The sequence below is a fragment of the Streptomyces sp. Je 1-332 genome, from assembly GCF_040730185.1.
Taxonomy (GTDB): Bacteria; Actinomycetota; Actinomycetes; order Streptomycetales; family Streptomycetaceae; genus Streptomyces.
Genome location: NZ_CP160402.1, coordinates 53,823 through 66,899, shown reverse-complemented (window position 1 = coordinate 66,899; position 13,077 = coordinate 53,823). Strand labels below are relative to the sequence as shown.

General features: G+C 70.1%; 9 protein-coding genes and 1 pseudogene. 6 read left to right on the top strand and 4 right to left on the bottom strand.

All coding sequences use genetic code 11. The features are described 5' to 3' along the window. The first annotated feature begins 53 nt into the window (after positions 1-53). Positions 54-866: a YwiC-like family protein gene (locus ABXJ52_RS00355; RefSeq protein WP_367038248.1), complete on the top strand. Its 813-nt coding sequence runs from the start codon at positions 54-56 to the stop codon at positions 864-866. 247 nt (positions 867-1,113) lie between these two features. Next, positions 1,114-2,859, top strand: coding sequence for a hypothetical protein (locus ABXJ52_RS00350; protein ID WP_367038247.1), 1,746 nt, complete (start codon positions 1,114-1,116; stop codon positions 2,857-2,859). A gap of 320 nt (positions 2,860-3,179) precedes the next feature. Here ABXJ52_RS00350 and ABXJ52_RS00345 read toward each other — a convergent pair whose 3' ends face one another. From ABXJ52_RS00345 to ABXJ52_RS00335, 3 genes are all read right to left on the bottom strand, one after another. Next, positions 3,180-4,064 (bottom strand): hypothetical protein, encoded by an 885-nt coding sequence (locus tag ABXJ52_RS00345; RefSeq protein ID WP_367038245.1) that lies wholly within the window; start codon positions 4,062-4,064, stop codon positions 3,180-3,182. Positions 4,065-4,649: 585 nt separating this feature from the next. Beyond that, positions 4,650-5,228 (bottom strand): EF-hand domain-containing protein, encoded by a 579-nt coding sequence (locus tag ABXJ52_RS00340; protein ID WP_367038243.1) that lies wholly within the window; start codon positions 5,226-5,228, stop codon positions 4,650-4,652. A 391-nt stretch (positions 5,229-5,619) separates the two neighbouring features. After that, a complete protein-coding gene (locus tag ABXJ52_RS00335; protein WP_367038241.1) occupies positions 5,620-8,598 on the bottom strand; it encodes an AAA family ATPase in 2,979 nt (992 codons plus the stop codon). A gap of 213 nt (positions 8,599-8,811) precedes the next feature. On the opposite strand from ABXJ52_RS00335, the gene ABXJ52_RS00330 reads away from it, so the two are divergent. After that, positions 8,812-9,354 carry a GNAT family N-acetyltransferase gene (locus ABXJ52_RS00330; protein WP_367038239.1) on the top strand — a complete coding sequence of 181 codons (543 nt, stop codon included), beginning with the start codon at positions 8,812-8,814 and terminating at the stop codon, positions 9,352-9,354. A 347-nt stretch (positions 9,355-9,701) separates the two neighbouring features. On the opposite strand, the gene ABXJ52_RS00325 is transcribed toward ABXJ52_RS00330, so the two are convergent. Next, positions 9,702-9,896, bottom strand: coding sequence for a DUF4236 domain-containing protein (locus tag ABXJ52_RS00325; RefSeq protein WP_367038237.1), 195 nt, complete (start codon positions 9,894-9,896; stop codon positions 9,702-9,704). 573 nt (positions 9,897-10,469) lie between these two features. Here ABXJ52_RS00325 and ABXJ52_RS00320 point away from each other — a divergent pair. The 3 genes and pseudogenes from ABXJ52_RS00320 to ABXJ52_RS00310 all read left to right on the top strand — a co-directional run bounded on the left by ABXJ52_RS00320 (position 10,470) and on the right by ABXJ52_RS00310 (position 13,005). After that, positions 10,470-11,276: a hypothetical protein gene (locus tag ABXJ52_RS00320; RefSeq protein WP_367038235.1), complete on the top strand. Its 807-nt coding sequence runs from the start codon at positions 10,470-10,472 to the stop codon at positions 11,274-11,276. 163 nt (positions 11,277-11,439) lie between these two features. Next, positions 11,440-11,787, top strand: a pseudogene (locus ABXJ52_RS00315) (zinc-binding dehydrogenase); the annotation flags it as partial. 447 nt (positions 11,788-12,234) lie between these two features. Next, entirely contained in the window at positions 12,235-13,005 is a 771-nt protein-coding gene (locus ABXJ52_RS00310) for a GntR family transcriptional regulator (RefSeq protein ID WP_367038233.1), read from the top strand. Positions 13,006-13,077: the final 72 nt, after the last annotated feature.

Genomic DNA, 13,077 nt, shown 5'->3' with positions numbered 1-13,077 from the left:
CGCACGCTGTCACGCACGGCGGAGTGCGGGCCGATCTCCCGCACGGCAGGGCAATGTCTCCCGGGCACGGGAGCAGGACGCTCTCCTCCATCCCCGGGAACAGGGCACCTGCTCCCACCCCCGGGAACAGGGCGCGCGTCCGCTCCAAGTGGGTCCCCGACCAGCACGGCGCCTGGGCGATGCTGGCCGTCCCTTTCGCGGCGGGCACATTCCTGGGTGAGCCGACCTGGCTGCACCTGCCGCTCTTCGTGTGCTGGCTGGTCGCCTACGCCACGGCCTTCCACCTCCAGCAGCACATCCGGCTGACCCGCTGCTCCCGCAACCCCCGCGCCGCCGAGCGGCACGTACGGCCGTTCCTCGTCTTCGCCACCGTGCTCATCCTCCTGGGCACACCGCTCCTCGTATGGCGGCCCTGGCTGGCCGTGGCGGTCGCCGCCGCGCTGCCGTTCGTCGCGGTGAACATCTTCTACGCGCTGCGCAACCGGGAGCGGGCGCTGGTCAACGGCCTGGTCGCGATCGTGCCCGCGTGCGCCATGCTGCTGGTCGCGCTGCGGATCGGTGGCGGTGCGCCGGGCGGGGGAGTGGGCCCCTTCATCGCTTGCCTCCTCTACTTCGGCGGCACGGTCCTCTACGTCAAGTCCATGATCCGCGAGCGCCACAACCGCCGGTTCCTGTTCGCCTCGGTCGCCTACCACTGCGCGGCCCTGACCGTCGCGACGCTGCTCGACCCCCGGCTCGCGGTGCTGTTCGCCCTGTGCCTGCTGCGGGCGGCGCTGCTGCCGGGCCGCGGTCTGCGAATCCGCACGGTGGGCCTGACCGAGCTGGCCCTGTCGGCGGTCCTGCTGGTGACTCTGCTTGCGCTGTGACGGCCGGGTGAGGCCCTGGGGCCTGGAGCCTGGGGCCTGGGGCCACTGGACCGGGGGCGAATCCCCGGGCCGGAGCTAACCCCCGGACCTGGGCGAAACCCTGCCATCACAGGACCACCCGGGGTCGAAAGGCCCTGCTTTCCGGGTCCTTCGGCGCGGTTGTGGCAGTCCGCGGTGGCGCAGACTGGGCCTCGGGCGAACCTACGGTTCCGTAGGTTCCGGAGCCCGAGCAGCGAGGTTGAGCGCGATGCCGAAGACCGTTGTCACACCGAAGCCCGCCCTGCGCAGGATCGCCGCGGGCGGCGCCCCGCCCCAGATCATCCAGGGCGGCATGGGCGTCGGCGTCTCCGACTGGCAGCTCGCCCGCGCGGTCTCCCGCGCCGGTCAGTTCGGGGTCGTCTCCGGCACGGCGCTCGACGCGGTGCTCGCGCGTCGTCTCCAGCTCGGCGACCCGGGCGGCGACGTGCGGCGCGCCCTCGCGGCCTTCCCCGTACCGGAGTTGGCGTCCGCGGTCATCGACCGCTTCTACGTCGAAGGAGGCATCGGCGAGCACGAACGCTTCCGTACGGTGCCGATGCTGCGGGCCGATCGCGGCCGGCCCGCGGAGCTGCTGACCGTGCTCGGCAATTTCGTCGAGGTGTGGCTGGCGAAGGAGGACTACGAGGCCGGGGCGGGCCAAGGGGACGCGGCAGACCGGCGGGACGGGGCGGACCGGCGGGACGCGGCAGGACCGGTGGGGATCAACTACCTGGGCAAGGTCGAACTGGGCCTAGCCCCGGCCATGTTCGGGGCGATCCTCGCGGGAGTCGACTGCGTCCTGGTCGGTGCGGGTGTCCCCGGCCACGTCCCGGACCTTGCTTCACGTCTGGCCCGCGCGGAACCGGTGACGGTCGCCGTCACGGTGGACGGCGACGAGGAGCCGTACGCCCACCGCTTCGACCCGAGGGCCACGTTGACGGTCGGTGACGCCGACCCGGTGGAGGAGGGCGGCTGCGGCGGGGGCAGCGGATCCGGCTCGGGTGACTGCGCGTGCGGGCGCGGCGAGGGCGGTTCCGGCGAAGGGAAGCGCCGGGTGCAGGACGTGACGATCGACGGACTCCGCACGACGGCACCCCCAACTCGACATGCAACAGCGGGAGTTACGGCATCGCAGGCGATGGCGGGCCTCCGCCGCCCGGACGTCCTCGCCATCGTCTCGCTGCCCGTGCTCGCCTCGTATCTCGCCAGGGACGAGGCGACCCGGCCCGACGGCTTCGTCATCGAGACCCATGGCGCGGGCGGGCACAGTGCACCCCCGCGAGGCAGGCTGAGCCTGGACCCGGACGGCGATCCGGTCTACGGCCCCCGAGACCACCCCGACCTGGCCAAGATGGCCGCGCTCGGCATCCCCTTCTGGCTGGCCGGCGGCGCAGCCCACCCCGACCGGCTCGCGGTGGCGCGGGCGGCCGGGGCCGCGGGGGTGCAGATCGGCAGCGCGTTCGCGCTCAGTGAGGACTCCGGCCTCGACCCGGAGCTGCGCGGGGAGTTGAGGGAGCGGGCCCACGCCGGGGACCTCACGGTGCGCAACGACCCCCTGGCCTCGCCGACCGGCTTCCCCTTCAAGGTCGCGAAGCTGCCGGGCACTCTCGCCGACCCCGATGTCCTCGCGGGACGCCGCCGGGTCTGCGACCTCGGATATCTCCGTACGCCCTACCGCACCTCCAAGGGGACCATCGGCTACCGCTGCCCCGCCGAACCCCAGGCGGCCTACCGGCGCAAGGGCGGCGACCCATCCGCCACCGAGGGTCGCCTGTGCCTGTGCAACGGCCTGCTGGCCACGATCGGCCTCGCCCAACGCCGCCCCCACGGCACGATCGAACCCCTCATCGCGACCCTCGGCCAAGACCTCACGTTCCTCACGCCCCTGAGCCCGAACGGCGCACCGTACGGCGCGGCCGACGTGGTGCGATGGCTGCTGCCCCGGCAAGAGCCGGCCCCCCAACCTCTCGGTTGACCTCCGGCGGCGCGGGCGCGGGTACCTGAGATCGGACGGGCGACGGTCGACGTGGCCGACAGACCGGTGGGGCTGTCGGAGGCACTGGGGCTCAGCTGACCCTTGGCGGCGGCACCGAGACAGCCTTGGCGGAGGCTCCGGAATGACGCTTGGACCTACCGCAGGCCCACGCGCGCGGCCGAGGAGCGGCAGGGACGGTCAATCCGAGCGCGCTGCGACCTTGCCGTCCGACCAACGGAACAGCAGACGGACTTCGCCTGATATGACGGGCGGGTCGTCCCTGACCACGGCCAGGGACGGCCCACCAGGAACGCCCGTGGTCAGGCCTTTTGCCGGCCCTGGCTCTCCTTGATGACCTTGTCCGTCACGTCGGCGGTGTCCGAGGAAGGGGGCACGTCGACGTCGACGTTCGTGCCGAAGTCGCTGAAGTCCATGACGACCTTGACCTTGTCCTTGCCCCCGGATCCCTTTCCGTTCTTGGCGGACATCTCTAGTTGCATACGGCGGGTCAGGCCCTTGTCATCGACCCACATGTTCACCGGCACGGAGTCGCCCAGCTGCTCACGCATCTTGTCCGCCTCTTTCTGATCCCCCTGGGCGAGTTTGTCGATGTCGAGCGAGACCCGGTAATGCGTGGTCCGCACACCCCCAATCTCCTCCTCACCGACCCGCTTCACACCCTTGTCGGACAGCGACTTGGAGTAGGCGAAGGAATCCGAGGGATCGCTGGCCTGATCGGTGCCTGCCACCCCGGAGGCCTGCAGTCTCTCCAAGTCGATCTTCAACCAGGGCTTGCCGTCAGGCAGTTGGGCCTTTCCCTTGGGAGGCTTCTGATAGAGGACCTTGTCCACGACGCGCTGCTCGACCTTCTTGCCCTGCTGCCCCATGGTGAGCTTGCTGGTGCCGCCCCCGAAGTCCATGACGCCGGAGCCGGTGACCGTCTCGCTCTTGCCGTTCGTACTGACCATCGTGGAGATCTTCAGCCGGGCGGAACCGGCGTCCGCGGTCTTTTCGTTCGTCGCCTGCAGCACCTGCGACGGAGACTTCTCGCCGCCGCCTTTGGCCCCCTCGGTCTTCTTCCCGGAACCGGAGCCGGTGTCATCACCCGAGCCCTCCGACCCACAGCCCGTCAGCACCGTGGCGGCCAGCAGCCCCGCCACCCCGAAGGCTGCCGTCTTCGAACCCCGCATCCTGGAAACACGCATGTTCCACACCCTCCCCAGCTGAAAATGACCTACGTCAGGTACGCCTCCGAATGCCCCGAAGTTCCCCCCACATTCCCACTGATCCCCGTACGCCACCTGAGGTACCGCCCGTCCACCACCGCACGCGCAGGCCCGTGACGCCGAGGAAGCGACGCAGGAGAGTACTGCAACGGTCCTGGCCGGATGGATGGGCAGCTTCTGGTGATGTGTTGCCGCGGAGTGAACTCTTGGGGTCGGGTCCCATGATCAGGGGCAGCGTGGTGCTGCTGTCCCACACCGTCACCGCCACGGCCCCTTCGTTGATCTCCAGCGTCAGTAGACACGGTCCAGGGGCATACCGATGGACGTTGGTCACCAGCTCGCTCACCAAAGAAGGCACGGGCCCCGCCTCACGTTCACAGCGGAGTCGAATTCACATCTTCGCTACCCGCGCTGCGAACTTGCGCGTGGAACAACTCGGCCGAGCCCGGATCTACCCCACCACGAAGCTGCCGAAGGGTCTACTCGCGCACCCTCTGGTCCAGGAGCGCATGGTCGAGTACGCCGGGCCGGACGTTGAATGAGACAACGGTTCAGAACGCTTGCTCAGGCCTGGGGCGGGGCCGGACTCCCGGAGGGGGAGGGCAGACCGGGGAAGCGGCCGCACATCAGGTTGCCCGGTTCTGCGGCGTCGTCGCTGATCCAGAACTGGGTCCACAGGGCCGCGAACTCGGCGCGGGTGAGGTAACCGTCCCCGTCGTGGTCGAGAAGGGGGAAGATGTCACGCGTTTCGCGGGGCTGTCCGTGCCACGTCTCGATGAGTCGCTGGTGTTCGGTTGGCGAGATACGGCCGTCCTTGTCCGCGTCAACGGCGTCGAAGATGGCGTCGGCCGTCGCCGCGACGTCCTTCCGCATGGTGGGCAACTGATCGACCACGGAGAGGAGTTCGTTCATGTCCACCGTGTTGTCGCGGTTGGTGTCGGCTGCTGCCAGCAGAGTGTGCCACCAGCCCCGGCAGACCTCGTCCACCCGGGCTCGCAGCTCGGTGCCTGGCTCCACGCCGGGCAGCCGTCCCCAGCGGGCAGAGAGTGCCTCGAAGTCGCTCTCTTGAAGGTAGCCGTCGCGATCCGCGTCGAAGGCCTCGAACATGGCTTCCAGCTTGTCGTGTTGGAACTGACTGGCCACAGCAGGTCTCCTCGACGTAGTACCGGACGCCCTCAAGGTGCCCGCACACCGGGCAGTCGGTGCGGTCTGTGCCGGTGGATGATGTCTGTCCGCGGAGGGAGCATGCAGAACGACACGATCGGATGGCCTTGACCGGCCCTTTCAGGGGAAGGGGGGCGCAGCTGAGGTAAGGGCCGCCGCTCGACGGACGGCGGACGGTCCTGGAGCCGGGATCGCCGCGGTGCCTTGACCGGAGGCGCGAGTGTCTGTGCGGAGCGGGGGAGGTGGGGCGCGCCTGTGTCGGTCGTGGCGTGGCGCGTCTCTGTAGATCGGAGAGGCGGGTCCGTCGCTATCGGTGCAGGGCAATCGACCATCTGCGGTTCCGACACCCTCCCGAAGCGACGGAAGCTGCTCAGTCCGATGCGCTGGTCTCCGGCTCGATCAGGCCCTCGCGGTATGCGATGCCGACGGCCTCGGTACGGCTCGCGGCACCCAGCTTGGCGAGGATGTTGGAGACGTGGACACTTGCCGTCTTGCCGCTGATGTACAACTCTTCGCCGATCTGGCGGTTGGTACGCCCCCGGCCGAGCAGCCGCAGTACCTCGCTCTCCCGGGAGTTCAGGTCGGCGATACGCTCCCCGGCGGCCGCTGCGTCGGCGAGACGGCCGCGTCGTATCAAGGCCTCGAGCGCCTCCCGCAGTGGTACGGCGCCGAGCCGCACGGCCGTGTCCCGGGCCGCGTGTGCCTGCTCGGCCGCCTCCTCGCGGCGGCCCACGGTGAGCAGGGCCTCGGCGAGCCGCCGTCGGCACCGGGCGAGTTCGTACGGCTCGCCGTAGCCGAACGCGGTCACCGCCCGCTCCCAGGTGGCGACGTCCGGGCCGGTGGCGGCGCGTGCTCCCTCGGCTTGGGCGCGGGCCAACCAGGCCAGGCCCTCGGGACCCTGCTCAGGGCCGTCCTTGCCGTGGGCCGCCGTGGTGCGTGCCAGCTCCACGAGCTCGGCCGCCATGTCCGTCCAGCGACTGGTGCCCGGCGCGTCGCCGGCCAGGCGGGACTCCTCCGCCGCGTCCGCGACGGCTGACAGAGCGAGCGCTGCCAGCCGGACCACGGCGTCGGGCCTCTCGGAGACCGAACCTTCCGTGAGCGCGTCGACCGCGGCTCCCAGCTGCCGTACACACTCCTCGGCGTCACCGCGCAGCGCCGCGGCGTCGGTGAGCACGACGCTCGCGACCAGCGAGGCCATCCAGTCCGGGGGGCCGTCGAGCAGTGCGCGGGAGCCGCCGACCGCCGCGTCGAACTCGCCGCGCGCCAGAGCGACGTACAGCGCGGGTGCGGTCGCGAACCCGGAAGTGGCCGTGAGGAGGGTGACATCGTCGGCGGCCGTTCGCGTGCACTCGTCCCAACGACCCAGCGTGTAGAGCAGCAGGGACTGCAGATAGCGCAACTCCACGGCGTACGGCGAGGAGAGGAGGCCGGCACGGCGGGCGCGGTCGAGTCCGTCGCCGATCCAGGCCAGGCACGAGTCCATCTCGCCGCACTCGTGGCAACCGATCGCCAGGTTGTACAGCGCCCGCATCTCCACCTGGAAGTTCCCGGCGGCGCGGGCCAGCTCACGGGCTCCGAGCAGCCGCTCCCGACCCTGCGGAGTACGCCGGTTGTGCGCCTCGAGACCGACCAGCGAGGTCACCAGATCGGCCTGGGCGTCGGGCAGTCGAAGCCGTTCGGCGATGTCCAGGGCCTGCCGGGCGACGCGTGCGGCGTCCTCGTCACGGCCCACGTAACGGGCCGCCATGACGTGGGTCGCGGCCGCCCACACCCAGGTGCGCGAAGGCGGCTCGGCCGGGATCAGCCCGAGCGCCTCGCTGCTGTACGCGAAGGCGGCCTCCAGATGGTCGATCCGCATCAGGTTGCCCGCGAGGGTGTAGCGCACACGGGCGGCGAGTTCGGAGTCGGCCTCCGAGCCGACTCGCGCGAGCGCGGAGCGGGTGAGCTGGACCGCTCGATGGGGCTCACCGGCGCGTGCGGCGGCGGCCGAGGCGCGCAGGGTCAGAGTGACCGGGTCGCTGTGCTCGGGGTGCGCGGACGGGTCCACCACGGCCCACAGTTCGAGCGCGGTCTCCAGGTGGCGCAGTTCTTCGGCGGGTGCGCGGAGGCGCTGGGCGTGGTCGGCGGCTTCGAGGGAAGCCGCCAGCGCGTCGGCCAGGTCGTGGCTCGCGCGTGAGTGATGGGCTCGCTCCGCCGCACTGTTCGCCGGACGGTCCTCGCCGGCGAGGAGTGCAGCGAACACCCCGTGCAGTCTGACCCGTTCGCCGGGCAACAGATCCGCGTACACGGCCTCGCGGGTGAGGGCGTGCCGGAAGGAGTACGTCGCGGTGTCGTCGGTCACCAGCAGCTGGTGCCCGACTGCCTCGCGCAGCGCCGATTCCAGCTCCTCCTGCGGCAGTTGTACGGCGTCACGCAGCAGGTCGTGCCCGACCCGGCGCCCGGCCACTGCCGCGGTGCGCAAAACCTGCTGGGCAGTCTCGGTCAGCTGCTCGATCCGGATGAGCAGGACGTCGGCCAGGCCGCTGGGCATGGCGGCTGAGTCCGGGCCCTCGCCGTCCTCGGGCAGTGCGGCGAGCAACTCCTCGGCGTAGAAGGCGTTTCCCTCGGCGCGGTCGACGATGCGGCGAACCGCCGCATCGGAGACCGGGCCCATGCGTTGCGCGTACACGAGCCGGGCCACGTCAGCGTCAGCCAGCGGGTTCAGTTCGAGCCGGTCGACGGCGGGCAGCCTGACCAACTCGGCGAGCAGCGGCCGCAGCGGGTGACGGCGGTGCAGGTCGTCCGCGCGGTACGAGGCGAAGACCGCGAGCCGGTGGGGCGGTCCGCTGGGCGTGGGCCGCTGGAGGACACCCCGGCTGAGCAGAAAGCGGAGCAGGTCACGCGAGGATTGGTCCGCCCAGTGGAGGTCCTCGATGACCAGGAGAAGCGGGGTCAGGGCCGTCAGATCGGCGAGGAGGCCGGCGATCCCCTCAAAGAGCTGGAGGCGACTGCCGGCGTCGGGCACGGGGCCCACCCCCGCTGCCGTACCGATCAGGCGCTCCACCGCGGGGTACGCGGCGAAGGCCGGGGCGAGCCGTTCGTCGGCGGCAGCCGCACCGAGGATCTCCGTGAACGGGAGGTAGGGCAGGCCGACGTCCCCGAGGTCAACGCAGTGGCCGGTCAGGATGGTCATGTGGAGGGTTGCGGCGTGCGCTGCGGCCACGGTCAGCATGCGGGTCTTGCCGACGCCGGCATCCCCGGCCACGAGGACGGCGCGCGGGTCGCCGGCCGCGGCCCGCTCCAGTACGCCGGTGAGCCGGGCGAGTTCGCTTGTCCGGCCGACGAACGGTGTATCGATTGTCTGGGCCACAGGCCCATCCAAGCACGCCCGGCCGGTACCGCTCCTGGATCCCGCGCTCCCCGGAGTGCGAGGACGCGGTGCGGGAAGCGTGAAGGGTTGCGATGTAGCTGAGAAGCGGGAGCAGGCACACATCCCTGACCTGCCTGCCGCCGCCGACATGTCTGCTAGGGCGTGCGTCGAAAGTGCTTGGTGGGGCGCCCTGTTGTGATCCAGAATGATTGCATGGTCACGCTCGAGACGCCCCGTCTGGTCCTGCGGCGCTGGCGCGAGGAAGATGTTGCGCCCATGGCTGCCATCAATGCCGACCCCGAGGTCATGCGGTGGATCCGTGACGGCAGCGTCCGTGACGAACAGCAGACTCGCGCCGGGGTCCAGGCATGGGAAAGAGAGTGGGAGTCGCAGGGCTTCGGTCTGTTCGCCGTGGAGGTCAGGTCAACTGGCGAGCTGGCCGGGTTCACCGGACTCTCGGTGCCCGACTTCTTGCCGGAGGTACTGCCGGCGGTTGAGGTCGGCTGGCGGCTCGGACGTTCCTACTGGGGGCAGGGCATGGCCACCGAAGCTGCCGCGGCCGCTGTACGGTTCGGGTTCGAAGAGCGAGGGCTGGAGCGGATCGTCAGCATCACTCAAGTGGGCAACGAAGCCTCGGAACGGATCATGACCAAACTGGGGATGCATCCGGCCCGTGAGACCGTCAATCCCACCGGCGGTCGGCGAGTAAGGGTGTTCGAGTTGTCGTCGGACCAGTACGTCACGACCACTCGTTGACGGCGGCTACGAGGATGAGAGCCTCGTAGCGGACCCGCGAGGTTGTCATAGCGGGTGGCCACGGCTCGATGTCTCTTGAGGCGATTGACGCCGCTCTCGACGGGAGCCGTGGGCCCCGGGGATGGGTTGGACTGCTGACGCATGAAGGCCCGTCACGCGCTCGGTACGGGCCTTCACATCGTTCAGTTCTGGGCGCGGATGGTCACGTTGCGTTCCACGCGTCGTGGAACTCCTGGCGTGAGGGTGCGCGCTGCCGTAACGAACTGGCGTACATCACGCGCTATGCGGTGAGTTCTGCTACGCACAACCACAAAAGCCGACGGAATGCTGGTTTCCTGCTGTTCGACCTACCGGCGCTTGGTTGTGCGGCGCCAGCCGAACGGGCCTGGCAGGTCCATCGACGTGGTGCGTCGGCCGGTGCTGCTGTGGGTGCGGCGCGGGCCGTGACTGCCGCCGCCTGTGGTGAGGGACCACGAGCGCTTGTTGATGTTCAGCCGTACCCCGGGAAGTATCCTGAAACTCTTGCGGAACGTGAGTGGCATGAAGTCCTCCTGTGTCCGTCACCGGGTACCCGTCAGGGCGCTTTCGACCCGACGCGTGAGGCATGGCTTCGCGCAGAGCTCGCTACAGACCGTTACTGGGACGATTGCGGTTCTCTCCTGCATCCGTTTACTGAAACAGACACCAGATGCTCATGTTCGGCCTTGAACAGCCTCAAAGAGTGGCATAAATACGGCAGTTGATGGCGGATGGGGCTGACGCGCCGCCAAATCACAGCGGCCCGCGCCCCGGTCCCACCAGCGCACACCCGCCATGCTCGAGCTCCCGCCCATGCGCAGGCTCTTCGGCCCTGACCGAACGCGTCCGGTTGCAGGGGGTGTTGCGCCGGACGCCCCCGCGTCGACGGGGCTCACCTCCAGCAGGTACCCGCTGCCATGAACAGCACGGACCGCCGACGTACAGCTGATGAAGGTTGAAGAAGAGGCTCAATGTCAGTGCCGTGTTGTTCACTTGGCCGCGTGGACGCCTCTGCTCTGCGCGCCCGTCTGAATGACGCCTGGCGCGCACCCGAATTGCACTGCCCGCTGCCCACTCATGGCGTAGGGCATGTCTGTGTGCCCAGTGACGCGGAGGATCTGGCCGAGCTGGAGCGCGTCGCTGCGGACGTGATCGACGGGGCGGGTCTGCCCGTACGTGCGTGGGTCGTTGGCGGGAAGGCGGCAGGGGTGTCCGACGGCCCGCCGGTGGGCGGGGAGGGCGGGATCCCCATCGGCGGTCAGGGCGGGCTGTTGGAGCTGCGCGGGTGGGTGCTGGCGGGGCACTGGTTCGGATACGGCGTGAGGTCCAGCGCCGATGGCCCGCGCCGCGTCGTGATCCTCGCCCGGCGCACGTTCACCCGCCCGCCCGGTGTCGGGTGGGTGGAGTTGCTACGGGAGGTAACTGGGTGGACGGAACCCGATCGATGCGGCGTCGACTGGGCCGCGGCAGAGGCATCGCTGCGCACCACGCTGCCCGGCGACTACAAGAACATCGTCGACGCCTTCGGCGCGGGCACCTTCGACGAGTACCTGGACCTGCTGGTGCCCGGTGCACTGGGCACGGACCTAATCTCCTGGGGCCAGAACATGGCAAGGTGCGCCGACCTGTACCGGCCCTACCCCACCCACCCCGCACCCGGCGGCGTGCTCACCTGGGGAACCTCCGAACAGGAGCTGACCTTCCACTGGCTGACCGGACCGGCCGATCCCGACGACTGGCCGGTTCTGGTGCAGTACATGGACGGTGAGTGGCAGCGCTTCGACTGCGCTACTGGCGAATTCGTGCTGCGCCTGCTCACCGACCGCACCCCGCCGTTCGCCTTCCCGCCCTCCGCCGGACCCTTCCCCCACTGGTTCGCTTCATGGGAGCTGCCAGAGCGCTGAGCCCTTCCTAACCCGGACGTCAGCGCCGCTGACCATGCTCGGCGAAGCGTCTGGGCCGCCGGGACCTGCGCATCTGTCTGAAGTGTGCGGGGGGCTGGCGTACGCGGGCGTGCACGATAAGGCTTTGGCGGTTTGCCTGCGCCGTGATCACCCTGACGCACCATTCGTCGACCTCCAGGCCGAGAGCCTGGAGGACATCGGTGGGGTCGATGTGGTGTTCGACGTCATCGGCGGCGAGATCCTGGAACACTCCACCGCGCTGGTCCGCCCCGGCGGCGCCCTGGTCACCATCGCCCAGCCGGTCACCGTGCACCCCCGCGACGGGCGGGCCGTCTTCTTCGTCGTGGAACCCGACTGGGCCCGCCTTGCCGACCTCGCCCAGCGGCTGCGAGACGGCCGCCTCAAGCCGCTCGTCGGCGCCATCCGGCCGCTTGCCGAGACGGCAGCCGCGTTCGCCCCGAACAAGCGCACCCCCGGCAAGACGATCATCCGCGTCACCGGAGGCGCGTGAAGGCCCCGGTCGGCGGTCCGGGTCTTCTCCTCGGCGCGGCGGGCCGGGCGCCGTCCTGGCGTCGTACCGTCCGGGCGGTAAAGCCGCTGCGGCAGCGCACACAGGGCTGGAGGCCCGCACAGCCGCCCAGACCCAGGACGAGTCCACCACCCAGCCTGCCCAGCGCGACACGCACCCGGCAGTCAGCCGTTGGCGGCCGTCACGTCCGTGCACGAGTGGAGGGTCGCGCACCTTCCGCTGGACACCAGGCCCCTGGCGGGGGTGACCCCCTACGACCATTCGCTCCGCGACCGCACCAGTAACAACACCTGCGCGGAGGCAACCGCCCTGGCAAATCTCTCCGAGGGCCGCGCGAACCCGCAGGTCAGGCTTGGTGCGTGTGACGCGTCGAGTGGCGCAATACTCCGGCAACACCACGACCGCGGCCACGTCGGTATGGTCCCTCGCATGCCAGTCGAACGTATCCGCGAGCACACTGTGCCAGTCGCCGCCGCACGTCGGCGTCGGCTGCGCGCGGACCAAGCGCGGCAGCTCGCCGACCTCCTGCGCCACCAGGTGCGCACGGGAGGCTTTCCCAACGGTGTCCTGCCGCTGGAGGGCGCGCTCGGCAGTGATTACCACGTCTCGCGGAACACGGTCCGGCAGGCGCTGGATCTGCTCCGTACAGAAGGGCTGCTGGAACGGCAGCCCGGAGTCGGCACCGTCGTGGTGTCCGAGAAGTATCCGCACGGCCTGGACCGGCTGCAGGGCCTCGCCGAGACCCTGCACGAGCACGGCGACGTCACCAACGAAGTCCGTACGGTCGGTCCCGTCCCCGCGCCCGCACCCGTGGCGCGGCGGCTCGGCCTGGTGGAGCACACCGACGTGCTCTACATCGAGCGGCTGCGCCGGCTCAACGGCCTGCCGCTCTCCCTCGATCTCACCTACATCCCGATGGACATCGGCGCCGGTCTCATCGGCTGCGACCTGGAGAACACAGATGTGTTCCGGCTGCTCGAGACCCTGACCGGTCAGCCGCTCGGCACGGCCGAGATCACCCTGGAGGCCGTCAACGCCGACGTGCACTCCGCCGCCGTTCTCGAGGCCCCGCGCGGCGTCGCCGTCCTCATGCTCGAACGTCTCACCTCGCTGTCCGACGGGCGCCCCGTGGACCTGGAGTTCATCCGCTTCCGCGGCGACCGCATCGCCATGAGCGGGTTGCTACACCGGACGCTCTGAACCACCGGGCGCTCTGAACCATCGGCCCGTCCGGACCATAGGGCCCGCCGGCCCGCCGGCCCCTCTGATTTC